Source organism: Photorhabdus luminescens subsp. luminescens, assembly GCF_001083805.1.
GTDB classification, from domain to species: Bacteria; Pseudomonadota; Gammaproteobacteria; order Enterobacterales; family Enterobacteriaceae; genus Photorhabdus; species Photorhabdus luminescens.
Genome location: NZ_JXSK01000009.1, coordinates 188,096 through 214,190, shown reverse-complemented (window position 1 = coordinate 214,190; position 26,095 = coordinate 188,096). Strand labels below are relative to the sequence as shown.

25 protein-coding genes are annotated in these 26,095 nt (G+C 41.4%); 13 read left to right on the top strand and 12 right to left on the bottom strand.

The genetic code is table 11. The features are described 5' to 3' along the window. Positions 1–45: 45 nt before the first annotated feature. From TI10_RS19465 to TI10_RS19440, 5 genes are all read left to right on the top strand, one after another. Positions 46–267, top strand: coding sequence for an ogr/Delta-like zinc finger family protein (locus TI10_RS19465; protein ID WP_049584998.1), 222 nt, complete (start codon positions 46–48; stop codon positions 265–267). A 204-nt stretch (positions 268–471) separates the two neighbouring features. Then, on the top strand, positions 472–1,578 hold the full coding sequence (gene asd / locus TI10_RS19460) for an aspartate-semialdehyde dehydrogenase (RefSeq protein ID WP_049584997.1): 1,107 nt from the start codon (positions 472–474) through the stop codon (positions 1,576–1,578). 166 nt (positions 1,579–1,744) lie between these two features. Further along, entirely contained in the window at positions 1,745–2,503 is a 759-nt protein-coding gene (locus tag TI10_RS24220; protein WP_074525038.1) for a DUF4225 domain-containing protein, read from the top strand. 345 nt (positions 2,504–2,848) lie between these two features. Then, positions 2,849–3,160, top strand: a complete 312-nt coding sequence (locus TI10_RS19445) for a hypothetical protein (protein WP_049584995.1) — start codon at positions 2,849–2,851, stop codon at positions 3,158–3,160. A 103-nt stretch (positions 3,161–3,263) separates the two neighbouring features. Beyond that, positions 3,264–3,587 carry a hypothetical protein gene (locus TI10_RS19440; RefSeq protein WP_049584994.1) on the top strand — a complete coding sequence of 108 codons (324 nt, stop codon included), beginning with the start codon at positions 3,264–3,266 and terminating at the stop codon, positions 3,585–3,587. Between the two features lie 353 nt (positions 3,588–3,940). Here the strand turns inward: TI10_RS19440 and TI10_RS19435 are convergent, their stop codons facing one another. From TI10_RS19435 to dnaA, 5 genes are all read right to left on the bottom strand, one after another. After that, positions 3,941–4,420: an Hcp family type VI secretion system effector gene (locus tag TI10_RS19435; protein ID WP_049585046.1), complete on the bottom strand. Its 480-nt coding sequence runs from the start codon at positions 4,418–4,420 to the stop codon at positions 3,941–3,943. A 265-nt stretch (positions 4,421–4,685) separates the two neighbouring features. Next, a complete protein-coding gene (gene gyrB / locus TI10_RS19430) occupies positions 4,686–7,100 on the bottom strand; it encodes a DNA topoisomerase (ATP-hydrolyzing) subunit B (protein WP_049584993.1) in 2,415 nt (804 codons plus the stop codon). 19 nt (positions 7,101–7,119) lie between these two features. Continuing rightward, a complete protein-coding gene (recF, locus tag TI10_RS19425; protein ID WP_049584992.1) occupies positions 7,120–8,211 on the bottom strand; it encodes a DNA replication/repair protein RecF in 1,092 nt (363 codons plus the stop codon). A gap of 21 nt (positions 8,212–8,232) precedes the next feature. Continuing rightward, positions 8,233–9,333: a DNA polymerase III subunit beta gene (dnaN, locus tag TI10_RS19420; protein WP_049584991.1), complete on the bottom strand. Its 1,101-nt coding sequence runs from the start codon at positions 9,331–9,333 to the stop codon at positions 8,233–8,235. 4 nt (positions 9,334–9,337) lie between these two features. Beyond that, positions 9,338–10,726, bottom strand: coding sequence for a chromosomal replication initiator protein DnaA (gene dnaA / locus TI10_RS19415; protein ID WP_049584990.1), 1,389 nt, complete (start codon positions 10,724–10,726; stop codon positions 9,338–9,340). Positions 10,727–11,415: 689 nt separating this feature from the next. Here dnaA and rpmH point away from each other — a divergent pair. The 5 genes from rpmH to mnmE all read left to right on the top strand — a co-directional run bounded on the left by rpmH (position 11,416) and on the right by mnmE (position 15,406). Then, on the top strand, positions 11,416–11,556 hold the full coding sequence (gene rpmH / locus TI10_RS19410; protein WP_000831330.1) for a 50S ribosomal protein L34: 141 nt from the start codon (positions 11,416–11,418) through the stop codon (positions 11,554–11,556). Between the two features lie 16 nt (positions 11,557–11,572). Further along, the gene (gene rnpA, locus TI10_RS19405) at positions 11,573–11,932 is read left to right on the top strand and encodes a ribonuclease P protein component (protein WP_074525037.1); all 360 of its coding nucleotides are present in this window, start codon (positions 11,573–11,575) and stop codon (positions 11,930–11,932) included. Next, positions 11,896–12,156: a membrane protein insertion efficiency factor YidD gene (gene yidD, locus TI10_RS24215; protein WP_074525036.1), complete on the top strand. Its 261-nt coding sequence runs from the start codon at positions 11,896–11,898 to the stop codon at positions 12,154–12,156. Before rnpA ends, yidD begins: the two co-directional genes overlap by 37 nt. Positions 12,157–12,158: 2 nt before the next feature. Further along, the gene (gene yidC, locus TI10_RS19400) at positions 12,159–13,799 is read left to right on the top strand and encodes a membrane protein insertase YidC (protein WP_049584988.1); all 1,641 of its coding nucleotides are present in this window, start codon (positions 12,159–12,161) and stop codon (positions 13,797–13,799) included. Between the two features lie 242 nt (positions 13,800–14,041). Then, complete coding sequence (mnmE, locus tag TI10_RS19395) at positions 14,042–15,406, top strand: tRNA uridine-5-carboxymethylaminomethyl(34) synthesis GTPase MnmE (RefSeq protein WP_049584987.1); 1,365 nt, start codon at positions 14,042–14,044, stop codon at positions 15,404–15,406. A gap of 176 nt (positions 15,407–15,582) precedes the next feature. Here mnmE and TI10_RS19390 read toward each other — a convergent pair whose 3' ends face one another. From TI10_RS19390 to TI10_RS19380, 3 genes are all read right to left on the bottom strand, one after another. Continuing rightward, positions 15,583–16,803: an RNA-binding domain-containing protein gene (locus TI10_RS19390; RefSeq protein ID WP_049584986.1), complete on the bottom strand. Its 1,221-nt coding sequence runs from the start codon at positions 16,801–16,803 to the stop codon at positions 15,583–15,585. Between the two features lie 26 nt (positions 16,804–16,829). Further along, on the bottom strand, positions 16,830–19,487 hold the full coding sequence (locus TI10_RS19385; RefSeq protein ID WP_175445353.1) for a TrlF family AAA-like ATPase: 2,658 nt from the start codon (positions 19,485–19,487) through the stop codon (positions 16,830–16,832). 68 nt (positions 19,488–19,555) lie between these two features. Continuing rightward, complete coding sequence (locus TI10_RS19380; protein WP_041381254.1) at positions 19,556–19,795, bottom strand: HTH-like domain-containing protein; 240 nt, start codon at positions 19,793–19,795, stop codon at positions 19,556–19,558. Positions 19,796–19,872: 77 nt separating this feature from the next. Here TI10_RS19380 and TI10_RS19375 point away from each other — a divergent pair, with 77 nt between their 5' ends. The 3 genes from TI10_RS19375 to TI10_RS19365 are packed head-to-tail and all read left to right on the top strand — an operon-like array spanning position 19,873 to position 21,407. Further along, on the top strand, positions 19,873–20,094 hold the full coding sequence (locus TI10_RS19375) for a hypothetical protein (protein ID WP_049584984.1): 222 nt from the start codon (positions 19,873–19,875) through the stop codon (positions 20,092–20,094). Between the two features lie 43 nt (positions 20,095–20,137). Next, positions 20,138–21,010, top strand: a complete 873-nt coding sequence (locus TI10_RS19370; RefSeq protein WP_074525035.1) for a hypothetical protein — start codon at positions 20,138–20,140, stop codon at positions 21,008–21,010. Further along, positions 21,003–21,407 (top strand): DUF1240 domain-containing protein, encoded by a 405-nt coding sequence (locus TI10_RS19365; protein ID WP_244161661.1) that lies wholly within the window; start codon positions 21,003–21,005, stop codon positions 21,405–21,407. The genes TI10_RS19370 and TI10_RS19365 overlap by 8 nt, the downstream gene beginning before the upstream one ends. Positions 21,408–21,468: 61 nt before the next feature. On the opposite strand, the gene TI10_RS19360 is transcribed toward TI10_RS19365, so the two are convergent. The 4 genes from TI10_RS19360 to selB form a co-directional block, all read right to left on the bottom strand. Next, positions 21,469–21,948, bottom strand: coding sequence for an Hcp family type VI secretion system effector (locus TI10_RS19360; protein WP_049584983.1), 480 nt, complete (start codon positions 21,946–21,948; stop codon positions 21,469–21,471). Between the two features lie 153 nt (positions 21,949–22,101). Next, a complete protein-coding gene (locus tag TI10_RS24210; RefSeq protein ID WP_139655880.1) occupies positions 22,102–22,263 on the bottom strand; it encodes a RepB family plasmid replication initiator protein in 162 nt (53 codons plus the stop codon). A gap of 180 nt (positions 22,264–22,443) precedes the next feature. Continuing rightward, entirely contained in the window at positions 22,444–24,093 is a 1,650-nt protein-coding gene (locus TI10_RS19355) for an LTA synthase family protein (protein ID WP_049584982.1), read from the bottom strand. Positions 24,094–24,212: 119 nt separating this feature from the next. Then, on the bottom strand, positions 24,213–26,072 hold the full coding sequence (gene selB, locus TI10_RS19350) for a selenocysteine-specific translation elongation factor (RefSeq protein ID WP_049584981.1): 1,860 nt from the start codon (positions 26,070–26,072) through the stop codon (positions 24,213–24,215). Between the last annotated feature and the right edge of the window lie 23 nt (positions 26,073–26,095).

Below are 26,095 nucleotides of genomic sequence, written 5' to 3'. Positions count from 1 at the left end.
TGTTCACATAATGAGAGTTCATGTTTTAGTTAAGGGTAGAAAAATATGATCAAGTGTCCTCTTTGTGGTAAAGCGGCTCATGCACGCAGCAGTTTTGAGCATTCCTGTCATACAAAAGAACGTTACAATCAATGTCAAAACATCAATTGTGGTGCAACTTTCGTCAGCCATGAAACGTTTGTTCGCTTTATTTCCAGACCTGGTGAAGTAATAAGTGTTAAGCCGCATCCCAAAGAAAAAACTAAAACTCAATTGAATGTGACTTGAAAATTAAAAGTTAATTGTAAATATTTGCCACCAGCAGGTGGCTTTTTACTCAGATGCTAGATTTGTTATATATCTTGCTGCTAGCTACGTTGCTAAATATCTTGTGAATGAGTTAATAAATTCACTTGCGTCCTTGGTCATATTTTGTCAGCTTTGGTGTAATCAGAATCACTGATCAACACTCACCAAAGTAGGATAATAATGATGAAAAATGTGGGCTTTATCGGCTGGCGCGGTATGGTCGGCTCAGTATTAATGCAGCGTATGATTGAAGAGCGGGATTTTGATGTTATTCGTCCGGTATTCTTCACGACATCACAACACGGACAGCCAGCACCTGATTTTACTGGTCAGCAAGGTACGTTACAGAATGCTTTCGATATTGAAGCTCTTAGTGCTTTGGATATTATTATTAGTTGTCAGGGGGGAGATTATACGAATGAGATTTATCCAAAGTTAAGAGCAACAGGTTGGCAGGGATATTGGATTGATGCCGCGTCAGCACTGCGTATGAATGATGATTCCATTATTATTCTTGATCCAGTTAACCATACGTATATTCAGCAAGGTCTTAATAAAGGCATAAAAACTTTTGTTGGTGGTAATTGTACTGTTAGCCTAATGTTGATGTCTTTGGGCGGTTTGTTTGCCAATGATTTGGTTGAATGGGCTTCTGTTGCAACTTATCAGGCAGCTTCTGGTGCGGGCGCTCGTCATATGCGTGAACTTCTGGTTCAGATGGGATCTCTACATACTCAGGTAGCAAAAGAGCTACAAGATCCGGCATCGGCTATTCTGGATATTGAAAGAAAAGTAACGGATTTCACCCGTAGCGGAATTATGTCAACTGAGCAATTTGGTGTGCCGTTGGCAGGTAATTTGATTCCGTGGATTGATAAACAACTTGATAACGGCCAAAGCCGTGAAGAGTGGAAAGGGCAGGCAGAAACCAACAAGATCCTCAATACCGGTAATAATATCATTACTGTGGATGGTTTGTGCGTACGTATTGGAGCGCTACGTTGCCACAGCCAGGCATTTACTTTGAAATTGAAAAAAGATATTTCGATTCCTGAAATTGAGCAATTGCTGGCCGCGCATAATGACTGGGTTCGTGTTATTCCAAATGATCGCGAATTAAGTATGCGTGAATTAACTCCGGCAGCCGTAACGGGGACGTTGAATACCCCTGTAGGGCGTTTGCGTAAGCTGAATATGGGCCCAGAGTATTTATCTGCTTTTACTGTAGGTGACCAATTGTTGTGGGGAGCAGCAGAGCCTCTGCGTCGTATGCTACGTATCTTAGTTTAATCATTTTAATCTATTTGTTTATGTGAAAATCCACTCGTTATTCGAGTGGATTTACCTATATAGCTCTGTTCATTGTTTCTTTGTTGGTTTATCTTTGTTATTTTACATAAACTATATTAATGATTTTGTGGTTTGAAAATAAGAAATCGGTTTTATAGGGGGAGATATGAAGCAAAATAACCTACTGGATTTGAAGGTAAGGGAATTGAGAGAGTTAGCGAAAACTTTATCTTTTCGCTATCTAACTCATAGTAAAATAAGAATGGATTTTAATTCAAAAATAAATCTTTTTGTAGAGGATATATTAGGTCAGGTTCGTATTCATTGTTTATCTCCAAATGGTGCAATTGAATTTATTCAGTTTGAAATAAATCATTTGAAGGAGCAAGATTTCTATTTAACCGCAAACAGAGTAAAGCAATATGCAATAATTGAGAAGGAAAAGGAGAAATCAAGTTATACTAATCTTATATTAAAACAGATCGGATTTGGCGGCGGCGGCACTCAAATTCTTGCAGGTTATACAGTCTGTAAAGCTTCGTTAGGGTTAGCATGTGCCTCATTTGGTGCGCCATTAATGGCTCATGGATATAATAATGTTGTTGAAAATGGATATTATCTACTGTACAGAGAAAATATTAATGGTGGTGTCAGAGAAGGATATAGGTATGTTGCTAATAAAATTGGTTTAAGTGATAAAGATGCAGATATTACTTATGCAACGGTTGACTTAGCGCTTTCAGGTTATGGCATTTTTAGAAAAGTTTTGAAGCCAAGAGAGAAATCTTGGAGTTTATTTAGAAATATTAATAGCGATTTTACCAGAGGATGGAAAGAAATGGATTCTTTAAGCTTAAGTATGGAAATGGCGGTTGATGGTGTTACTCTTTGGAGTATTTATAAGATAACAGAAGAAGAGAAATAATATGGGGCAGGAACTAATTATATCTACTCAATCATCTAATATGGATTTTTTATTATATTTTTTATTTATAATAATTTTTTCTATGTTTTTTCTATTTATTAAAAAATATACAGAAAGTAAAAGGAGTATTTTTCTATTTATAATTAATCTTTTGTTTTTGTTTTCTTTTTGCACAGATCAATTAATTATATCTAAATTTAGTTATTCCTTGATTCCACCATTTAGATTTTTGAATTTAAATGATGAGATAATAAGAGTAAGTGCGGTGATATTCTCAATTTTAACCATGATAATGTTCCCAAGGAAGTTTAAATGTTGACGATAAGTTACTGGTGAAAAACAATAATGGATTATACCGAAATTATTATTTCTACTAAATCATCATGGCTGGATATATTATACTATTATGTTTTATCTCTTGTTATATTGTTTTTTTTATTTATTCTTAAGATAATAATAGAAGAAAAAAATAACAATCTTATGGTTATTCTTGGTGCTATCTTGGTTCTTTTATTATCTAGCGCTCAATTAATTTTAACAGGATATGAGTACAATATACCCGGTTTTATTAATTTCAAAAGCGAAAGTATAAAGGTTGGTGGTTTTATATTTTCTTTATTGTATATTATTTTAATGCCAAGAAGATATTCTAGATGATTTTTTCAAAAATATAATAAAATGTCAGAATTAATTTAGTTACTGAACTAATTGTTGATAACGTTACAGCTCTGAGTATTTATCAGCTAGAAAAGGAAAAATAATGATGGATTATATTGATGTTACAATTTCCACTCAATCTACTTGGCAGGATATTTTTCTGTACTATTCTTTATCATTGATTGTTTTGTTTTTTCTTTTTTTTATGAAAATTTTCATAGAAAAAAAAAGAAGTTATATACTCTCTGTTTTTGGTTTCTTTATAATAGTAATGTTTGGTTCAATTCAATTGTTTATTGTTAAATATGATGGTTATCATGAAATTATATCAATGTTTATTAATTTAAATAGTGAGGTAATTAGAGTGGGTAGTGTGATATTTTCTATTTTATATGCGTGCATGTTACCAAGAAAATATGGGGATTAATTTAAAATTAACTTATCAATGGATAGAGTAAGTTTTAAGTTAATGTTTAATTATTGAAAACATAGTATGCTATATTAAATAAGGTTTCATAATTCCGATACATATAATTTTCTTCAACTAATTGTTATACATAGAGTTATATGTTATGTAACGTTTAGTACTATTTTGGAAAGTTATTTAGTGTTCAATTGATTTTGACAGGATATGAGTGTGATATAGCCAATTTTATTGATTTAAATAGTGATGTAATTATGATTGGCAGTATTTTGTTTTATATTTTATATATATTGCTCTTACCAAAAAAATTCATTAATGAAACAAGGCGTTAAATTAAAACGCCTTGTTTTGATTATTTAATAAATCCTGTCATCCCAAATACTATAACCGCCAGTACCTGCGATAAGGTGATTCCAGGTAATGTTTGTATATTTTAATGAAATACTTTCCTGTGGTGGAAGCTCATTATGATTCAATGAATGTGGATGTAAGACACTTATTTCAGTGATTGTGGCGCCAGTGATCTTTATATTGTAATAACGTTCTTGAGCACCATTTGAGTTAGTTCGGTAAAAATCAATAGAGCATTCAAGAGACTCATTATCAGAAATAGCAACACCGAGTAATGGTGATGATTTGTCGATAGGTTTTTGGATAATAATGGGTTGATGATCGACATTTTGAGCCCGTGTTATCGCATGGCTTAAGCTATAAACTAATATCTGATCAAGGTGGTTTGTTTGATATTTATTACCAATAGAATCAACAGAAGAACATCCAGCCGATATTAATCCCTGTTTTTTTCCCTTTATTATCATGTAAATCATGTCAGCCATATTATACCCGTTATCTTTCAAGTTGCCTCTTTGTTGGCTGCACTCACTCACCCCGGTCACATAGTTAGCTATGCTCCCGGGGATTCGCTCCCTTGCCGTCGCGATGCATCTTGAAATTCATAGGGTATATATCCTTAGATTATATTTAAGTGATGTTTTACAGAAACATTAAATAAATTACACTTTATTGGCTATAAATAACAGATAAAAAAAGCGCCCATAGAGAATCAATATGAGCGCTTATTTCAGTTGATAATAATATCAATTAGATATCAATATTGGCTGCTTTCAGGGCATTCTCTTCAATAAATGCTCGACGAGGTTCAACCGCATCACCCATCAAAGTTGTAAACAGTTGGTCAGTTGCAATGGCATCTTTTACTGTCACACGCATCATGCGACGAGTTTCCGGGTTCATGGTAGTTTCCCATAACTGTTCAGGGTTCATTTCTCCCAAACCCTTATAACGCTGTATAGACAACCCACGGCGAGACTCTTTAGTCAACCAGTTTAGCGCCTGTTCAAAACTGCTAATAGGCTGGCGGCGTTCACCTCGTTCGATATAAGCGCTTTCTTCGATTAAATTGCGGAGTTTATCGCTTAGTTGAGTAATACGATGATATTCGCCGCCGTGGATAAAATCGAAGTCCAATAGATAATCAGTATCAACACCATGTGTACGAACACACAGAACAGGTTCGTACATTTGGCGCTCACGATTTTCATGGAGGCGATAACTGTAGCTGCTGCCGTTTTGTTCATTATCATTCAGACGGGTGACCAGCATTTCAATCCATTCTTCAACTTTCGCCTTATCAGACAATGCTTCTTCGGTCAGCTTTGGATGATAAATTAGGCTATTCAATAAACTTAGCGGATACAGACGTTCCATGCGTTTAATGATTTTTTGCACGCCATTAAATTCGGTTACCAGTTTTTCCAGCGGTTCGCCTCTGAGAGCTGGAGCATGCTCATTGGTGTAAAGCGAAGCGCCATCTAGTGCAATGGATAGCTGGTACTCATCCATTGCTTCATCATCTTTAATATATTGTTCTTGTTTGCCTTTTTTGACTTTATACAGTGGTGGTTGAGCAATAAATACATGACCACGCTCAATGATTTCTGGCATTTGACGATAGAAGAAAGTCAGCAATAGAGTACGAATATGAGAACCATCGACGTCCGCATCCGTCATGATAATAATGCTGTGGTAACGCAGCTTATCTGGGTTATATTCGTCACGGCCAATACCGCAGCCCAATGCTGTGATCAGGGTTGCCACTTCTTGGGAAGAGAGCATTTTATCGAAACGCGCTTTTTCGACATTCAGGATTTTACCTTTTAACGGCAAAATTGCCTGATTTTTGCGGTTACGGCCCTGTTTTGCCGAACCACCCGCAGAGTCCCCTTCCACTAAGTAGAGTTCAGAGAGCGCTGGATCACGTTCCTGACAATCAGCCAGTTTGCCTGGCAGCCCAGCCAGATCCAGTGCCCCTTTGCGACGTGTCATTTCACGCGCTTTACGGGCTGCTTCACGAGCGCGAGCGGCATCAATAATTTTACTGACGACAGTTTTAGCGTCGTTTGGATTTTCCAGTAGGTATTCCACCAGCTTCTCATTCATCAACGTTTCAACCGCAGTTTTCACTTCGGAAGAGACGAGTTTGTCTTTAGTCTGAGAAGAGAATTTTGGATCAGGCACTTTAACGGAAATAACGGCAACTAAACCTTCCCGAGCATCATCGCCGGTGGCGCTGACTTTGGATTTCTTGTTGTACCCTTCTTTATCCATATAACTATTAAGAGTACGTGTCATCGCAGTACGGAAGCCAACTAAGTGAGTTCCCCCATCGCGTTGTGGGATGTTATTGGTAAAGCAGTAAATATTTTCCTGGAAGCCATCGTTCCATTGCATTGAAATTTCAACGCCGATGCCATCTTTTTCTGTAGAGAAATAGAAAACATTTGGATGAATGGGGGTTTTGTTTTTATTTAGGAACTCGACAAACGCTTTAATTCCACCCTCATAATGGAAGTGGTCTTCTATATTAGTGCGCTTATCAATGAGGCGGATGGATACACCAGAATTCAGAAAGGATAGTTCACGCAGGCGTTTAGCCAGAATGTCGTGCTGGAATTCTGTGTTATTACGGAAAGTATCCATGCTCGGCCAGAAACGGACACGAGTACCTGTCTGTTCCGTTTCTCCAACGACTTTCAGCGGACTTTGCGGCACACCAAGGTGATAAGTCTGTTCATGAACTTTGCCGTCACGGCGGATGACCAATTCCAGCTTTTCAGACAAGGCGTTAACAACGGAAACCCCTACGCCGTGCAAACCGCCGGAGACCTTATAAGAGTTATCATCGAATTTACCCCCAGCATGCAGCACCGTCATAATAACTTCGGCTGCTGAAACACCTTCTTCTTCGTGTATACCGGTAGGAATACCGCGGCCATCATCCTGTACGGAGACTGAGTTATCAGCATGAATAGTGACGATAACTTCGCTACAGTGACCAGCGAGGGCTTCGTCGATAGCGTTGTCGACAACCTCGAAGACCATGTGGTGTAAGCCGGTACCATCGTCTGTATCGCCGATATACATGCCCGGACGTTTACGCACTGCATCCAGCCCTTTTAATACCTTGATACTTGAGGAGTCATATGTATTCGACATCAACGTTTCTCGCTCATTTTTAATCCTGTGGTTGAACCTCTATTTTGCCATTTTCCACGCGAAACATCTTGCTATTTCCATCAAGCATGTCTGTTATTTGGTCGGGATTTATCGCACTGACAAATACCTGTGCTTGCGTGGATTTTAGACGTGCGGCCAGCAATTGACGGCGGCCGGTATCCAGTTCGGAGGCAAAATCATCAAGCAGATACAGACATTGTTGTCCGCTCTGTCGGGTGAAATATTCACCCTGTGCTAGCCGCAGTGCGCACATCAGTAACTTTAATTGACCGCGGGATAGCATATCTTCTACTGGCGTTCCTTCTGCTCGAATGCGCAGATCTGCCTTATGCGGGCCGGAAGCTGTATAGGTTAACGCTCTGTCGCGCTCAAATTGGCGCTCCAGTAATTCAGCATAATCACTCTCTTTGTCCCAGCCCTGTTGAAAAGAGAAACTTAATGTAAATTCGGGTAAGAATTGCTGACAAGTATCCGTAATATCCTGAGTAATGCTTGTAACATATTCGCCACGCCACTGATTTATTTGGTTAGCGAGTGGCGCCAATTCCTGATCCCAAGGCCGTATCTGGCTATAGCGGGTAACTTGTCGTAGTGCTGCGTTGCGTTGTTTGAGTAGCCGTTTTAAGTTTACCCATGCAGAAAAAAAGCGTGGCTCATTGTGAAAGCAACCCCAGTCAATAAAGGCCCGTCGATACTTTGGCCCGCCATTTAACAGGGTAAACCCTTCTGGGGTAATAAGCTGCATCGGTAACATCTTGGCCAGTTCTGCAATTTTACAACCATCACTACCATCAATTCTGACTTTACTATCGCCATGACGGTTTTTGCTCAAGCCGATAGACCGTTCCCGTTCATTCTCTGGTTGCCCTAGCCGCCCATGCAGAACGAGCTCATTGCAGTCATGACGGATTATCCGTCCTATCTGAATGCTACGAAAAGAGCGCCCGTGACCCAGCGTATAAATCGCTTCCAGTACACTGGTTTTGCCGCTGCCATTAGATCCAACCAGAAAGTTAAATCCGGTAGCTAGAGGCAAGTCAGCAGCGGCGATATTACGAAAATCGCGGATAAGTAAACGCGTGAGAGTCATATACCTGAAATATAAATCCGGTTACAGGCGCATTGGCATCACGACATAAGCCGCATTGTGGCTGGCACAGTCTTCTATCTGAACACTGGAAATAGCATCAGTCAGCAATAAACGAACCTCTTCACATCTTAGTGTATTGAGTACATCTAGCACGTAACTGACATTAAAGCCTATTTCCATTTCAGCGCCTTGGTAGCTGACATCTACAATCTCTTCGGCTTCTTCCTGTTCAGGGTTATTGGCTGTGATTTTTAGTTGGTTTTCACTGAAATAGAGGCGAACTCCGCGGAACTTCTCATTAGAGAGAATCGCCGCGCGTGAAAAAGCCTGTTTCAGCATATCGCAATTAGCTTCCAGGGTTTTATCCGGGTTCTTTGGTAATACGCGACGATAATCAGGGAAACGCCCATCCACCAATTTAGAGGTGAAAATAAAATCGCCAACGTGGGCACGAATATTGTTACTGCCGATTTGTAACTGTAACGGAGTATCGCCGCCATCCAGCAATCTCATTAGTTCAATAACGCCTTTACGTGGCACGATCACCGAATGGGAAGGCAGCTTTTGACCAATTCCCATAGAACAGACGGCCAGACGGTGACCGTCGGTTGCAACTGTACGCAGTTCTTCTCCTTCGGTTTCAAACAACATACCGTTGAGGTAATAGCGGACATCCTGGTGAGCCATTGAGAACTGAGTTGATTCAATAAGGCGCTTCAGTGTGGCCTGTGGTAGTGAAAACTCCACCTCACTTTGCCAGTCATCAAGATTTGGAAAATCAGCAGCGGGCAATGTGGAAAGCGAGAAACGGCTGCGACCAGAACGGACCAATAGGCGATCGCCATCCAGTTCTACACTGATTTCGGCCCCGTCTGGCAAACCTCGCCAGATATCAAAGAATTTACGTGCCGGTACTGTGGTTGCACCTGCTTCGTGCGGCAATGAAAGCGTGACTCTTGCCATCATTTCCATTTCTAAATCTGTGCCGGTCAGCAATAGGGAGCCTTCTGTAACCTGTAATAATAAGTTACCAAGAATAGGCAAAGTAGGGCGCCCACTCAGCGGACTACTGACCTGTTGCAGTGGTTTTAACAATTGCTCACGTTCAATGATAAATTTCATAGCACTAGGAAGACAATGTTCTGATTAAGTTAGAAAAATCCTCTTTGATGTCGTGACTTTCTTCACGTAGTTGCTCGATTTTACGACAAGCGTGCAACACAGTTGTGTGGTCACGTCCACCAAAGGCATCCCCGATTTCAGGCAAGCTGTGGTTGGTTAACTCTTTTGCCAGCGCCATTGCCATTTGCCTTGGACGGGCAACGGAACGGGAGCGCCGTTTGGAAAGTAAATCGGCCACCTTGATTTTGTAATACTCAGCGACTGTTTTCTGAATATTATCAATGGTAACCAGTTTTTCTTGCAGTGCTAACAGGTCACGTAATGCTTCACGTACAAAATCAATAGTAATCGCTCGACCAGTAAAATTGGCATTTGCTATTACTCTGTTCAGTGCTCCTTCAAGCTCACGGACATTAGAACGCAGACGTTTGGCTATAAAGAAAGCAACTTCTCCCGGCAACTGGATTTCGTTTTCGTCTGCCTTTTTCATCAAAATAGCGACGCGAGTTTCCAGTTCCGGCGGTTCAATGGCAACGGTTAGTCCCCAACCAAAACGGGATTTTAACCGATCTTCTACCCCATTGATCTCTTTTGGATAGCGATCTGATGTCAGAATAATCTGTTGATTACCTTCCAGTAATGCATTGAATGTGTGGAAGAACTCTTCTTGAGAGCGTTCTTTATTGGCAAAAAACTGAATATCATCGATCAGTAATGCGTCGACAGAACGGTAATAGCGTTTGAACTCTTCTATTGCATTATTTTGTAATGCCTTGACCATATCCTGAACAAAGCGTTCAGAATGCATATAGACTACCTTGGCATTTGCCTTACGTGCCATAATGCTGTTGCCTACGGCATGTAATAGATGGGTTTTACCCAAACCCGTACCACCATAAAGAAATAGTGGGTTATAAGCACCGCCGGGATTATCAGCTACCTGTCTTGCAGCAGCGCGAGCAAGTTGGTTGGATTTACCTTCAACAAAGTTATCGAAAGTATGTTTTGGGTTAACATTGGAGCGATAAGATAGCTCTGGTTGTACCGCAGTGTTATCCCAACTGGGGCGTACTGACGTGTTTTGCGGTGCAGGTGCGACCGGTGCGTGAGCAACAACCCTTTGCGGTGGGCTATCGTTTGGAGAAATGGGTTTATTGCCAACTTCAAAACGTAATAATGGTACTTCTGCTCCACAGAAGTCATTCAACAACCCATTGATGTTGTTGATATACTTCTCTCTTACCCAATCCAGAACAAACCGATTTGGGGCATAAAGTGCCAGAGTGTTACCACTTAGCTCTGCCTGAAGGGGGCGTATCCACATACTGAATTCTGTGGCAGGTAATTCATCCTGCAATCGGGCAAGACATTGCTGCCAAAGCGAAAGTGACACGGTGGACTCCCCTAAAACAAGGCCAATAACAATTAAAGAATCGGAGTGGTTAGCTCATTATATTGGGTACAAAACAACGACTCCTCTAAGGCGAGGAAGGATCAATTGTCATGTGTATGGCGATTTTTAATGTCATCGCTCCCCCATGATCCGAGGATAAGATCCAAATCATGGCTCGGGATCATAGCGCAAAAGACGATATAGATCTTCATTCTTTTACACAGTTTAAGCGCTTTTTATCCACAGGATAAAATTGTCTGTGAAATAAAGGGCTGTAAAGGGGTTGTAGTGGAGTTATGGCGGTTGTCGAAAGCAGATCGAGAAGAAGCCGATATTTAAAGTAAAATCGGACCAAGGATCATAACAGAAAATGAAGATCTGTCGGTGATCGTTGCGCTTTGTTCAGTAGTCCGTATAATGTTGCACCCTATGTGCGATACCAGAGTTTTTTACCGATAATTCTTGGTGAAGAGTTCTGGTGTACGCATGGGCAGAGTGTTGGTAAACATCCAACTCAGTAGAAAAGCCGGCCGACTTTGTGTTATGTAAATTGACTCAGAGCTGTACATTTTATTACAATCCCGCTTCTTTTATATTGATGTTGCGATTGAGGCATCGGTGTCTTTTCTCACTGGCTGCCAACGCATTTACTGAATCAGTAATAATCTTAAGTTTAGGTAGAAATCGCTATGAAACGCACTTTCCAACCATCCGTACTGAAGCGTAACCGTTCTCACGGCTTCCGCGCTCGTATGGCTACCAAAAATGGTCGTCAGGTTCTGGCTCGCCGTCGTGCAAAAGGCCGTGCTCGTCTGACCGTTTCTAAGTAATAAAGCTAACCATCTAGTGGTTACGCTCGCTTTTCCGAGGGAGTTACGCTTGTTAACTCCCAAGCATTTCACTTATGTTTTCCAGCAACCCCAACGGGCAAGTTCGCCAGAGATTACTATCCTTGGCCGCCTGAACGAGCTGGGGCATCCCCGTATCGGTCTTACTATAGCCAAGAAAAATGTTAAACGAGCTCATGAGCGTAACCGAATTAAACGGTTGGCCCGTGAAAGCTTTCGTTTAAACCAACATAAGTTGCCTCCTATGGATTTTGTGGTATTGGTTAAGAAAGGCGTTGCTGAGCTTGATAACCGTGCGTTAACGGAGGCGTTGGATAAATTATGGCGTCGTCACTGTCGTTTGGCTCGCGCTTCCTGATCGCATTAATCCGGGGATATCAGTTGGTAATAAGCCCGCTGTTGGGGCCTCATTGTCGCTTTAATCCTACATGCTCTCAATATGGCATTGAGGCATTATGCCGATTTGGAGTGATAAAAGGCTGTTGGTTAACGGTGAAACGCATATTAAAATGCCACCCTTTACATGAAGGTGGTGATGATCCTGTCCCACCCGTAAAAAACAACGATAACAGAGAACACTAACGATGGATTCGCAACGTAATCTTCTTCTCATCGCTTTGCTGTTCGTTTCTTTCTTGGTCTGGCAAGCATGGGAAGCAGATAAAAATCCGCAGCCAACGACAGTACAGGCCACGCAACAAACGGATATGCCGAGCAGTGAGAATCAAGCTGTACCAGGCAGTGGAAAAGGTAAACTTATCACGGTTAAAACTGATGTGCTCTCTTTGACCATCAATACCCGTGGCGGTGATATCGAAGAGGCTGACCTGTTGGCCTATCCTGATACCCTGGGGTCAAACCAGCCATTCAAGTTGTTGGAAACAACACCTGCTTTCTCTTATCAAGCGCAAAGTGGATTGACGGGGAAAGATGGCCCAGATAATCCGTTGAATAGTGAACGCCCACTGTATACCGCAGCACAGGATAGCTATGTATTGGCTGATGGGCAGGATGAATTGCGTATCCCGATGAATTTCGTCACTAAAGATGGCATTGTTTACGTCAAAACATTTGTCCTGAAACGTGGTGAATACGCGATTAGTGTCGATTACCATGTTAATAACACGACGGAAAAACCGTTACAGATGACCTTCTTTGGTCAGTTGAAACAGAGTGTTGAACTACCCAAACATCGTGATACAGGCAGCAATAACTTTGCATTGCATACTTACCGTGGCGCCGCCTATTCTTCCGACGATACCAAATACAAGAAATATAGCTTTAGCGATATTGAAGGTGAATCTTTATCCGTGACCACCAAAGGTGGCTGGATTGCCATGTTGCAACAATATTTTGCTACCGCTTGGGTTCCTGCGGCTAATGAAACCAGTACTTTCTACACTGTTGCATTAGATAAAGGGATGGCTGCGATTGGCTATAAGAGCGCGCCAATCTCTGTTGCGGCTAATAGTGAAAAAACGGTCTCTTCTACGTTGTGGATTGGCCCGGAAATTCAAGATGAAATGGCTGCTGTAGCACCTCATCTGGATCTGTCCGTAGACTATGGTTGGTTATGGTTTATCTCTCAGCCGTTATTTAAGTTGTTGAAGTTCTTGCATGGTTTTATTGGTAACTGGGGCTTCTCCATCATCGTTATCACCTTTATTGTGCGTGGTATCATGTACCCGTTGACCAAAGCACAATACACATCAATGGCGAAAATGCGTTTGTTACAGCCTAAATTGGCGGCTATGCGTGAGCGTATTGGCGATGATAAACAGCGTATGAGCCAAGAAATGATGGCATTGTATAAAGCAGAGAAAGTGAACCCACTGGGTGGTTGTTTGCCTCTGTTGATCCAGATGCCAATCTTCCTTGCTTTATATTACATGTTGATGGGTTCTGTTGAATTGCGTCATGCGCCATTTGCTGGTTGGATTAATGACTTGTCTGCGCAAGATCCTTATTACATCCTGCCGTTGTTGATGGGTGTGACAATGTTCATTATCCAGAAAATGTCTCCGACAACAATTACTGATCCGATGCAACAGAAGATTATGACCTATATGCCTGTCATATTTACCATATTCTTCCTGTGGTTCCCGTCAGGTTTGGTGCTGTACTATATCGTCAGTAACCTGGTGACAATTATCCAGCAGCAATTAATTTATCGTGGGCTGGAAAAACGCGGTTTGCATAGCCGTGAGAAAAAGCCAGCGAAATAAAACATACACCCTATGGATTTCAAGATGGATCGCGGCGGCAAGGGAGCGAATCCCCGGGAGCATAGAAAACTATGTGACCGGGGTGAGTGAGTGCAGCCAACAAAGAGGCAACTTGAAAGATGACGGGTATAGCTTCAGCCAGAATACATGCTGGCCGTTGTCATGGTAAAGGCGGTCATTGACCGCCTTAACTATTTGAGTGAAAAAGTCATTTGAGCGAAAAAGTAAATAGAGAGATAACCATGCATACCACGGATACGATAGTTGCTCAGGCTACCCCGCCAGGACGAGGAGGGGTTGGCATTTTGCGTGTTTCCGGTCCGAAAGCCGCACAGGTAGCTGAGGTGGTATTAGGTAAATTACCCAAACCTCGTTATGCAGATTACCTGCCATTTCGTGATGTGGATGGTCAGATACTTGATCAGGGGATTGCTATTTACTTTCCTGGGCCCAATTCATTTACCGGAGAAGATGTACTGGAGCTTCAAGGTCATGGCGGGCCGGTTATTCTCGATTTGCTGCTTAAACGTATTCTGACTTTGCCGGGTGTGCGAATCGCTAATCCAGGTGAGTTTTCTGAACGCGCTTTTCTTAATGACAAACTGGATTTAGCTCAGGCGGAAGCCATTGCTGACCTGATCGATGCCAGTTCGGAGCAAGCAGCCCGTTCAGCGATGAATTCCTTACAGGGCGCTTTTTCTACTCAAGTTCATCAAATGGTGGAAGCACTTACTCACTTACGCATCTATGTAGAAGCGGCTATTGATTTTCCAGATGAAGAGATTGATTTCCTTTCTGATGGGAAAATCGAAGCCAAGTTGGATGAAGTGATGGCTGAGCTTGAGCGTGTACGTTCTCAGGCTCGTCAGGGCAGCCTGTTACGTGAAGGGATGAAAGTTGTTATCGCCGGTCGCCCTAATGCAGGAAAGTCCAGTCTACTTAATGCATTAGCAGGCCGTGAAGCGGCTATTGTGACGGATATTGCAGGTACAACTCGTGATGTTCTGCGTGAACATATCCATATTGACGGTATGCCGTTACATATCATTGATACCGCGGGTTTGCGTGAAGCCAGTGACGAAGTTGAGCGTATTGGTATTGAGCGTGCTTGGCAGGAAATTGAGCAGGCTGATCGTGTATTGTTTATGGTAGATAGCACGACAACGAACGCGGTTGAACCTGTAGAAATCTGGCCTGAATTTATGGCTCGTCTGCCTAAATCGCTCCCTATTACGGTCGTTCGTAATAAAACAGATATGACTGATGAAGAGACAAGTATTGCCGAAGTAAGTAGTTACTCGCTAATTCGACTTTCTGCCCGTAGCGGTGAAGGCATTGATTTATTGCGCGATCATCTGAAAGAAACGATGGGTTTTAGCAGTAATACCGAAGGTGGTTTCTTGGCTCGTCGTCGTCATTTACAAGCATTAAATACCGCAGCGGAACATTTACAACAGGGCCATGAACAATTGGTGGTTGCTCGTTCAGGTGAATTGCTGGCGGAAGAGCTGCGTCTGGCGCAGCAGGCATTGAGTGAGATCACGGGTGAGTTTACTTCCGATGATCTGTTAGGAAGGATTTTTTCGAGTTTTTGCATTGGGAAGTGAAGTGGTCATTTTTAAAGTGTAACGCTTCAAAACCCATTTACTTCGCTTTGATCCGTTTTACCAAAATCCCATTGTGCATTGTAAAGCCGTTTTCCGATTGCTTTTAAAAAAATGGCGCTGTTTTAAAAGCGCCAAATACAGTGCGGTATACGCTGTTCCAACAGTCACAACATCTGTTACCGGAACAAGATTGTTTTTAAATAATCGTCTGCCAAATCAAACTTAGGATCTTTACCTGTTAACGCTTTCGTTAATGGCATAATTTTGGTCCTCACACCCATTCCTCGGTAATCGACATAGCCATAATCACGTAATACTTCCATAACAATGGTATTTCTAGGGGAACGCTGTCCTGCTTTCATTTTTTCTACCGTCATGGAGTTTGGTAACGAACCCGGGCTAATTACTTCAAGCCGGTCGGAATAACCAGATACTTCAATTTCAACAAAACGTGTCCAATCGCGGTGCGCCAGCGCATTGACCAAGGCTTCTCTAACGGCCTCAAGTGGATAAAACCACTGTGTTTCTCGCCTTAATTCTTCATTCACCTGATCAGACTCTTGAGAAATAAAGGGACTCATAGCCTTCATGAATTTCTCAATAACGCCACCATCGACTAGCCGTTTATCACCATTTTCGAGATCCCAGCGCCCGACCATTGGGCCATCAATGATGTCATCCAATGCAGCTTGGTATTCCTTATCTTCACCATGAAATACCATGACCTGTAAACCCGATTGTTTGAGATAGCGTCTCGGGTTTTTACCAAATAACACCAAGCCCGCTATTGTGCAGCAAACACTGCCTGCGGCTTCGGTTAAAAAACCCAGACCGAGCAGCCTTGCTTGCCATTCATCAGGCGTTTTAGGTACATCGGGATCTTGTAAGATATCCTTTACATAATTGGTTAGGCGAGCGTCATCCAAACAACTCATATCTGTACGAGGCACAGGCATTACTTCGGTATGCAGCATTCCACCCAATTCAAACAATCGCATCTGCTGCTCTCTAGTTGCTAGCCTCGATGTTGTCCCAACACGAATATAGATTTCCTTTTTTCCACTATGGCGAACGATGTAGGGTTTCGAAATGCCGATGGGAAAGCTAACGATAGCAACCAGTTTGCCATCATCCAATTTCACTTCTTCGTAAAACGGCAGAATCATCGGATGAATTTTGCCCTGAAAGACATTCATAACCCACTCTTCAAGGTCATGCCTTTGTACGCCGCTAATAGTGCCGTCATCTTCCACACCTAGCAGTACCCGCCCCCCTTGAAAGTTGGCCATAGCAACAACTTCTTTGGCTAACTGCTCAGGACGTATATCATCTCGTTTAAACTCCACACCTGAGTTTTCGCCATTGGCAATAATTTCCAACAATTCTGTTTTTAACATCGTTCTCTCCCAAGGAAGTAAAGCATTCAGTTAAAGCCGTACTTTTCACGGCGTTGATTAAACGCACTCTCACCACCTTCCAATATATCTGCCGCTAGTTTTTGCACTTCTGGCATATCGATCGCACCCTGCTGTTCTGGCAGGATCAACCCTTTGCTATCTTCCACACTCAGCACGCCAATCCATTCCGCGTCGCCAAATACCGGAATATTGGCGTTGTGGGTTGCGAACAAGAACTGCCGGCTTAGCTTGGCTCTGCGCAGCTCAGCAACTATACGCTCAGCAATAAAGGCGTTATCAAGGTTATCCTCCGGCTGATCAAGGATAAGTGGATCTTGGTTGTCCAATAGCAATAGGTGCAAAATCGCCGTACATTGTTGGCCGGTCGATAGTTCCCCAATTGGGCGGAAAACGGCTTCCCGTTCACCGTGAGTTATATTCAGCTCAATCGCCATTGTATCGGGAAGCTGCAACTCTTCTAGCTCAAGTAGTTTATACTCAGGCAAACGGCTTAACGCTCGTACAACGGAATTAGGTATACCGAAATTGGAGGTTAATTCAGTCTCACCTTGGCGAATAGTGGCAGCAAGATTAGCTGGTGTGAACTCACCCTCTAAAACCCACGCTAGCCTTTTCTGCCCAACACCTTCCAAATTGCAATCACTCAGGAAATTCACTAATTCTTGGCGGTTACCTTCAGAATTCAGACTAAGGCGTACCTTCTGATCTAACTTGCGAGTGAGCCGTTTAACCGACTTCTGCATGGCGCTAGCACGTGCGCTGGTCTGCTGATCTAACTCAAGCAATAGTTTCTTGCGCTGACTATAGAGCTCGTTGAGTTGGGTTTGTCGGTTTTGCAAGGCAATTTCTTTTGGGCGAATCTGTTCAATTTGCTTTAGTAAGGTTTGATATTCAGCGCCAATCTGCCGACCCGTTTTACCTTGACTTGTAGGTATGTCTTTAAATGCATTTTCAAGTTGTTCTTCTTCCGCTTGTAACCTTTCCGACAGTTGTTGCTGTAGAGGAAGTAAATCACTCGAGGCTTTACTGGAGAACTCCTCAACTTGGGTTAAACATTGAGTTAAAGAGCTCTTTAACATTTCCAAAACTTGACGCTTTTGTTTTAAAAGATTTAAGTGTGGCAACCCTTCTAAGCTGGCATCGCTTAAAAATACCGTATCTGGCAAACTGTCTTTTAAGATGTTGATAGCTTCTTTTATTCGAGTAATTTCTTCATTAACTCTCCCACTCAGTTGTTTTTCCTTTTCCAGCTTTGGAATCGCTTTCAACTTTTCATTAATACCCAGCGTCTGGAATTGTTTAGCCTGATCTAATAACTTGGGTAAGCGCTCAACTTCGGCCTCAACATCTGCTTTTTGGCTAAGCGCACGAATAATGGTTTCACGATTATCCTTAAGGCTCACTAGCACTTTGGCTATGGCCTTATCAAACTGTTCGTGCTCACTTCCCAAGAATCGTTCAATAAGTAGGTTTCGGCTTTGCTCATCCCGAGTCATCTCATAAATTTCATTCTGACCGTACAGCTCAACGCCAGGCAGTAAATCTTTGGGGTGATAAGGTAAAATTCTGCCGTTTTCATTCACCACTGGCTGGTTTCCATATTTGCGGCTCACCGTAAATATGCGGCCATGCATGGTTGCAGAGCGAACACTTACTTCAACCATGCCTTTTTCGAGACCTAAGTTATTTTTTACAATAGCGTCATGCTGAGCTTTCGATGCTTTACCAAAAGGTTCTAAATCAAAAGCATAGCGAATACACTCCAGCAGAGTTGATTTGCCCGTACCTCTACCGCCAATCACTGCGTTTAAGTGATCCGATAATTCAATATCCACACCATCAAGGTAACCGCCGACAAAACGAATACGTTCGATAGCTGACGCATAGTTTTCCGGTTTGTCTGAATTTAGCCGCACTCTGGAGCCAGCATCTAAAAAAGCTTGCTTGAAAGAAGTGAAGCAGGGCTTGGTCATTTTAATTAAACAAGAAGCGCCATCAGCTTTAATCTCTTCAGGCTTCGCCACATCAGCGGCATTGATGGCAGCCATTTCCCGCTCGCGGCGATAGTTATCATCCTTATTCAGGAAAACTTTACGATAAAAATCGCTCTCTATACCCTTTAAGCTCTCAACTGAACCTGGGATCTGAGCAGCTAGCAGCCCTTTATGTTGCCAAACATAACTCATCCGACGTTTTAACACGCCATCATCATTAATACAGTGGGCCGCGAAAATGAAACCACCCTTATCGTTTACGTAATTAATAATATCCGTTGCAGATTTCTGTACTGGGGCTTCCGGTTGGTTTATATCCACACCCAATGCCCCCAAATGCATTTTTATCAGATCAGCCGAAGCTGATTCATTAAACAAGCAAACGAAGTGAATTTTCTCACTGGAGGCAACTTTAAAGCCGGGGAATACCACGATTCCACGTTGTGCAAAGAGATCTCTGATCTTTTCAAAACCATTCACTGACCCATGATCAGCTAGGCCAATGACTTCAATTCCCATCTCTAGCGAAGCATTTAACAATTGCTGATTATAATCATCTTCAGAAAGCGTCTGTTGTTGCCCCCGATATTTTATGTAGCCTGAAGAATTTACCTGCAATGCACACTTGAAAAAACGTGCTTTAGCGTACTTATTGGTCTGAATAGTCATACTTATACTCCACTTATACAGGCATATTCATCGTTCAGGCTTTGGTAATTTACATCGACAAAATTGTCTTAAAGCAGATCCGTATTAAGACCTGCGGTTTTCAAACGTTGCGTCAGATTACGCATTTTACTGAACTCAGTGCCAAAACTCTGGGTAAGCCCAACACCTTCACAAAAGTCTTTAGCTGTAATGTTTTTCAGCTCATCGGCATACTTAATCATTTGTAGATGCAGCTCAGCCGTGTACTGATTGCGTGGCGCATTCGCTAAAACCTGCTTGATCCTTTCGTAAATATCTTGTTCGTTTATCATAACCTTTACCATCGAACATTTAGATAATTTAGCTAAATTATCTAATTTATATGCGTACCGCAAGGAAAACTGTAGTGGCGTTGGTAAATGTTCTAGGCTATGAACATCAATGCAATTCCTTTGCCCATTGGCTTGTGCTTTTAATTCCTGCTGCACATTCTGTGTATAGCATACTGTACTCAGCAAAGCATGGATGGGCATATGCCCATGAATCAGTTCTTCTGCTTGAATTTGATCCAGCTCCCAACAATTCAGAAAAATTAAAGAAAAAAATAGCTAAGTCCGATAAAATATAAAACAAAATTTCAATAGACTATATAATATAAGTGGAGTTGTAAGATGAAGTATGATCCACGGTTAAAAACATTTGTTGATAATGATTACAGATTAGAAGATCATCTTGATTTTAAAAAACAAATAGAAGATCAAAAATATAACCGTATGATATTGGAATTGGAGCATCAATTTAAACTAAACCAAGAAGTTATTGCTTTATTAACAGAGGATGAGGCAATAACTTATATAAAAACATTAGATCATAACTTCTATAATAAATGGAAAAATAATGTTAAAACCTTTTATTCATATGCTGATCCAGCTTCATCATTTGCTGGTAATATAAAAGATTCTTATGGCGTGGCTAAAATAGTAAATGATTTAAGGAGTTTCGGTGTTAAGGCAACGGAATATGCTGGGAAAGATGGTAAAAAATATATAAAATTGACAGGTTATCCTGGAGTAAGAGACTATTTAAATGCTACAAGATATCTTGCTAATAATCCACGTATAGTATCTTTTGGAGTAGGTACGCTAGGCATTGAAGCTGGAATTTCCCAAGGTGCTAGATTTGGTATAGTATTTTCAGCCGCATATAGAGCAGTTGAGTTAATATTTAAAGATGAATATGGATTAGTTGATTTGTTCGTTAATTTAACAATGGATGGTGCGAAATTAGCTATCTCAATAGGTATTGCTACGGCTGCTAATACTCTAATAGTTTCTCCACTCTTAGCTGTAGGCGGAAGTCTTATGCTTGTAGTTCTTGGTGTTTTTGCTATTGGGTTTTTAACTTCTCTTGCTTTATATTGGTTAGATGACCATTTTAAAATTAGTGAAACTATAATTAAAAACATAAAAAATAAAAAAATAAACCAGACACCATACCATCCGGATCAATTTTTTAATATATGGGGTAGATATAGCCGTGGATAATATAAATGAAAATAAAACTAAATTATATTTAGGAATTTTATTGCTTCTTTTTATGACGATGTTATCTATATTTTTTTCATTGAATGATTATGTCGGTTTTTTTAAGCGTGATGATGTTATTACATTCTCATGGAAAAGTGCAGGAGCTATTTGGTTTAGCCCTGTATTGATTTATATTTCTTTTACTTTATATAGAATCTCATTGGGTAAAGTGAAACGTCTTAATAGTAAAATAGGAAATTATGTTTCATATGTGTCAATAACAGGCATTATTCTTACTTTATTTGTTTCTTTTTATGTTGATGACGAATTAAAATCTGAGGGATATTTAATCTGTAGTAAATCATCATGGATGGCTCCAAATAAGTATGTGAAGGACATTTCACTTTGTCACTAATCATATGCTCTTTATGTCTAGTTGTGTAGAGTAGCCTACTGGCTACTCTACACAACTAGTGTTAATAATTTCTATCTTCCCATATGCTATAAGCAGATGTGCCAGCTGTTATATGATTCCATGAGATGGATTTATAGTTGAGTGTAACTCTTTCATATGGCATGGCATCAAAATCATTTATAGAATGCGGGTATATACAAGAAATATCTGTAATAGTGGCTTCAGTGATTTTTACTTCATAGAATAATTCCAATTGTCCAGCTTGACCTGTTCTGTAAAAAACAAAAACACCATTTAGAGATTCGTTTGAATCTATTGCCATCGCTAATAATGGTGATGATTTATCTACTGGTTTAATGAATTGTATTGGTTGATGATTGACATTTTGCTGGCGCGTTATTGTGTGGTTTAAACTCAGTACTTGTATTTGGTTTTCGTGGCCATTTTGATATCTGTTTCCTATTGAATCTAGGGTTGAACACCCAGCAGAGATAAGCCCTTGTTTTTTACCATTCAAAGACAAATAAATCATGTATGACATAAAATTACCATCCTAATTTTTTACAATTCAACCTAATAAATTAAGTATATACCCTAACATATGAGTAAAAATTACAATGGTAATATAAATCAAGAAATAGAAATCTAAAATGTTGTTTGTTACTTGTATTAAAGTTGAATGTAAAAAAGTGATCTAAATCACCTTTTTTATTTGGCTGTCTTCCTTAAAATTGAAATGTAAAGCGATAACATTACGACTATTTTTAACTGTATTAACAAATACAATAAGGTTACTTTTTTGGTTTAATTCTTTAATGGCTGGTTTTAAAAGAAGCTTATTCAAATCTTTAGTCATTGAACCGGGGGGGAAGCCTATCATCAGCTCAGGAGAGCAATAGCGTCTGCAATGATTATCAAGTCGAGCAGTGGAACGACTGCGCCGGCCTGATAGCCAATTATCTACTACAACTCGTCACTTGGAGTCATTTACAGTGCCATATAAATATGGCACCTACTCACATGATGATTTTATAAATTACTTTTTACCTGCAACATCTAATTGCTGATAAATATAGTGTTTATAACTTTCCACCAGCGCTTTATCCTGACAATCATCCAATGCTCCCCGGCAGAGATGACGCATTGTCATATTTGCTCGGTAAAAAGGTGAAGCATCCAGTTTAGCTCTCTCCATAATCATGCTGCCAAGGAATGAAATATCCGTCAGTTCATCAGTCTGAATAGATTCTCCCTGTTGCAAGTTATCCCGCATAGTAAACTGGGTGATATGAGCGGGGTTTGAAAATACGCCATTATACTGATTTAGGCTGATATTGGGTTGATGATCACCGAAGTAAAGGAAAATAGTGGGTTTTTCCCGTTTAGCAACAAACTCACTGAAATCTTTAATTGCCGGATCAGAAGCTTTGATTTTCTCCATATAATGATTGAACTTACCCACTGCTTGTGAATTTTTTACGTGTCCGGTAAGCCCGTAGTCATCAGCGTGATCTTCATCATATGGGCCATGTTCATACATAGTCAGTGAGAAAATAAAGAGAGGTTTATCTGTTTCCTGTGCCAAAATGTCTTTCACGTAACCCAACATCTCTTGTGTAGAAATAGTCCAGAGATTTTTATCGAGACTGGCGGGATATCCCAATTCCTGTGGCTGAATAATGCGATCAACGCCGAGAGTCTGATAAGCATGACCGGAATGATAAGAAGATTTATTAAATGGCGTCAAAACAACCGTGTAATAACCATTCTGTTTCATTTCACGGAACAAACTGTATTTCAGGTGATCGACAATAAAATAAAAAACCGCATTCTTACGTGAGCCAAAATCATCTGTATTTAAGCCAGTCAGAGCAGAGAATTCAGATAACCAGGTACCACCACCGAAAGTTTGCACTCGCATGGGGCTTTGTGCGCTGACGCCAGAATCCCGCTGGAACATATAAAGATTAGGTAAGCGGGTATCATCAGACAATTGATAGATATGCGGAGTCACGGTGGATTCTTGTAATAACATCACCACGTCAGGTTTAATCGTTGACTGAGGCACAGGCAGTACGACATTCTTGGCCTGTTGCAGAAAATAATCGGATGATTGCCCAAACTGAGGCGCATGATATTTGGCATCTTTAGCCGACATCACCATATTGGTGACGGTACCCCGTCCTTTTGGCAGTGAAGATTCCCACTGCTCTCTGAATGCATTGGCAGTAGCGCTCACTTCCCATGTACAGAACGCCGCCAGAACCAAACCGACAGTACGCCATTTGAAACCACGAAGGGGAGATGATTTTTTCCAGCTCAGCGTCATGTTAAAAATCAACCAGATAAACATCGCGACAACGCCTAAGCCGGCCAGCCAATAGTGGCGTAATGTTTCCTGATTGGCGGGATCAAACATCAAGTTCAGATCGGAGAACATCAACTGCTCTTTGTAGTAATGAACTTTTATCTGATTGAGGAATTTGAAAATAATAAACAGTGTTCCGGTAAAGGCAGCGGAAAACAGTAACCTGGCTGATACAAAAAACACCAGACCAAATATCACACCAAACACACCGACAGCAATCAGTGCAGGATAAATATCTTCACTTTTTTCAAAAACCAGAATTAAAGTTGCAATAAACAATAATCCCAGATAAACGCCCGATGTTATCTTCTTTTTCATAGCGTATTCAATCCAGTTAATAGAAAGCTAACGGTTGGCAAAAATAGCACAGATCAGTTAAATCGATGAAGCAAGACGGTGATTTTGCTGAAATCATCTATATTTTAAATAAAAAATCATCAGAATAGCCCATTATCTCTGAGGATATGTGATTCGGCTTGACGACGAGTAAAACCACTGCGATCAAAAAATTCTAATATCTGAATAGCCAGTTTACGACCAATACCGAGTTGATTACGAAAATCCGCAGCGGTAATCGCACCATGATCTTGATTAAATTGACGAATCAGTTCGGCAAATTGCTGAATTCGTTGGCTGCAATAATAACGATCAGGAACAATAGCGATAATATGCCCCAATTGGGCGGATTTTTTCAATAAATTGCGGACAGTTACTTCTTCTTCTTTTAAATCAGCAGCCAGATCACGTACCCACCACGGATCATCTGTGAAATAGGGAGCGATTTGTTGCCACAATTTTGCTTGTTCATCACTAAAAGCCAAACGTTGTTCAGGAAGGTATAACCAACCACGCAACTGCTTTAACTGCCCACTACTGAGCAAATCATCTATCAAAGTATAAACTAGCGCTTCATCCAGCGTTGGCAGCGCCATCCGTTTCAGGCGTGCCCTTCCTAAACCCAGTTGATCAACATGTTGCTGGTGATATTCGGCTAAAACGTGTAACAACTTCTGCTTTGCTAACTTGGCATTGTTCTGTGATAACACCATACCATCGGCAATAATCACATCCTCATCAACGATTAGCTGGTGGAGAGTTGCTTCCGTTAACTGGCGTGCCCAAGAAAAGTGGTCGAGAGAAAGCGCGCCTCGTGGCAAATGGAGCGCTAAATTAGCTGCATGATCTGATGTTTTGGCAAGCTGAGTGAGCCAATGCAAAAATTCTGGCTGGCGTTTACCACGGCGGGGGGAGTTTAGATTTATCACCCGCGCACCAGCCAGTGTTTTTCTGGCGCTGATATCTCGCAGTATTAGTCGATCATTCTCAACCAGCCACAATGGGCTATCAAGCACCAATTCAGCCAGCAAAGGCTGATCAGAAAGCTGATTCAATAATGAAATCCGCCCCGTTATATGGCTGGCGGCGTGATGAATATGAAGTGGTTGCCAGTTGCGCAAAGATTCATCAGTTTCTACTTCCACCAAGACCTTTTCTGCATGCTCGAAGGGTTTGTGGGAAAACAGCCAATCACCACGGGAAACCTGTTCTTTACTCACATCGCCAGTAATATTCAGGGCAATACGTTGCCCGGCCTGAGCCGTATCGGTTTGTTGATTCTGAGCATGTAAACCACGTACTCTGACTTGCTGATCCCGGCCGGTCAGCCAGAGGATATCTCCCACCCTGACCCGGCCGGCCAATGCTGTGCCCGTTACTACCAGACCTGCGCCTTTTACACTGAAAGCGCGATCTATCGCTAGACGAAAACGCTGGTGTAATTTTTCATGCTGCTTATTTTGCTGATGTAACTGCAACAGATGTTGCCTCAAAGGGACAATACTTTCTTCATCCGTCGCAGCCGTTACAAACAGAGGGGAATTGCTCCAACCCTGTGTTGCCAGCTCATGTTCAATTTGCTGGCGGACTTCAACTATTCGTTTTGATTCCACTCGATCTGCTTTGGTGAGCACAACGGTCATGGACGGGCAGCCAATCAAACGCAGAATAGCTAAATGTTCCCGTGTTTGAGCCATTACCCCGTCGTCACAGGCAACCACCAATAAAACATGATCGATACCCCCGATCCCTGCCAACATATTAGCGAGGAATTTTTCATGTCCGGGCACATCGATAAAACCAACAGAAGAGCTATCTGGTTGCGGCCAATAGGCATAACCTAAATCGATAGTCATCCCGCGCTTTTTTTCTTCCGGCAAATGGGCGGTATTAACGCCGGTAATTGCTTGAATAAGTGTGGTTTTACCATGATCAACATGGCCCGCGGTGGAAAAAATCATAATAGTTTCAATAAATTACTTTA

Coding starts and splice junctions, on each gene's coding strand:
- TI10_RS19465 (WP_049584998.1), top strand. CDS start 46: ATGATCAAGTGTCCTCTTTGTGGTAAAGCGGCTCATGCACGCAGCAGT.
- asd (WP_049584997.1), top strand. CDS start 472: ATGAAAAATGTGGGCTTTATCGGCTGGCGCGGTATGGTCGGCTCAGTA.
- TI10_RS24220 (WP_074525038.1), top strand. CDS start 1,745: ATGAAGCAAAATAACCTACTGGATTTGAAGGTAAGGGAATTGAGAGAG.
- TI10_RS19445 (WP_049584995.1), top strand. CDS start 2,849: ATGGATTATACCGAAATTATTATTTCTACTAAATCATCATGGCTGGAT.
- TI10_RS19440 (WP_049584994.1), top strand. CDS start 3,264: ATGATGGATTATATTGATGTTACAATTTCCACTCAATCTACTTGGCAG.
- TI10_RS19435 (WP_049585046.1), bottom strand. CDS start 4,420: ATGGCTGACATGATTTACATGATAATAAAGGGAAAAAAACAGGGATTA.
- gyrB (WP_049584993.1), bottom strand. CDS start 7,100: ATGTCGAATACATATGACTCCTCAAGTATCAAGGTATTAAAAGGGCTG.
- recF (WP_049584992.1), bottom strand. CDS start 8,211: ATGACTCTCACGCGTTTACTTATCCGCGATTTTCGTAATATCGCCGCT.
- dnaN (WP_049584991.1), bottom strand. CDS start 9,333: ATGAAATTTATCATTGAACGTGAGCAATTGTTAAAACCACTGCAACAG.
- rpmH (WP_000831330.1), top strand. CDS start 11,416: ATGAAACGCACTTTCCAACCATCCGTACTGAAGCGTAACCGTTCTCAC.
- yidD (WP_074525036.1), top strand. CDS start 11,896: ATGGCGTCGTCACTGTCGTTTGGCTCGCGCTTCCTGATCGCATTAATC.
- yidC (WP_049584988.1), top strand. CDS start 12,159: ATGGATTCGCAACGTAATCTTCTTCTCATCGCTTTGCTGTTCGTTTCT.
- mnmE (WP_049584987.1), top strand. CDS start 14,042: ATGCATACCACGGATACGATAGTTGCTCAGGCTACCCCGCCAGGACGA.
- TI10_RS19390 (WP_049584986.1), bottom strand. CDS start 16,803: ATGTTAAAAACAGAATTGTTGGAAATTATTGCCAATGGCGAAAACTCA.
- TI10_RS19385 (WP_175445353.1), bottom strand. CDS start 19,487: ATGACTATTCAGACCAATAAGTACGCTAAAGCACGTTTTTTCAAGTGT.
- TI10_RS19370 (WP_074525035.1), top strand. CDS start 20,138: ATGAAGTATGATCCACGGTTAAAAACATTTGTTGATAATGATTACAGA.
- TI10_RS19360 (WP_049584983.1), bottom strand. CDS start 21,948: ATGTCATACATGATTTATTTGTCTTTGAATGGTAAAAAACAAGGGCTT.
- TI10_RS24210 (WP_139655880.1), bottom strand. CDS start 22,263: ATGACTAAAGATTTGAATAAGCTTCTTTTAAAACCAGCCATTAAAGAA.
- TI10_RS19355 (WP_049584982.1), bottom strand. CDS start 24,093: ATGAAAAAGAAGATAACATCGGGCGTTTATCTGGGATTATTGTTTATT.
- selB (WP_049584981.1), bottom strand. CDS start 26,072: ATGATTTTTTCCACCGCGGGCCATGTTGATCATGGTAAAACCACACTT.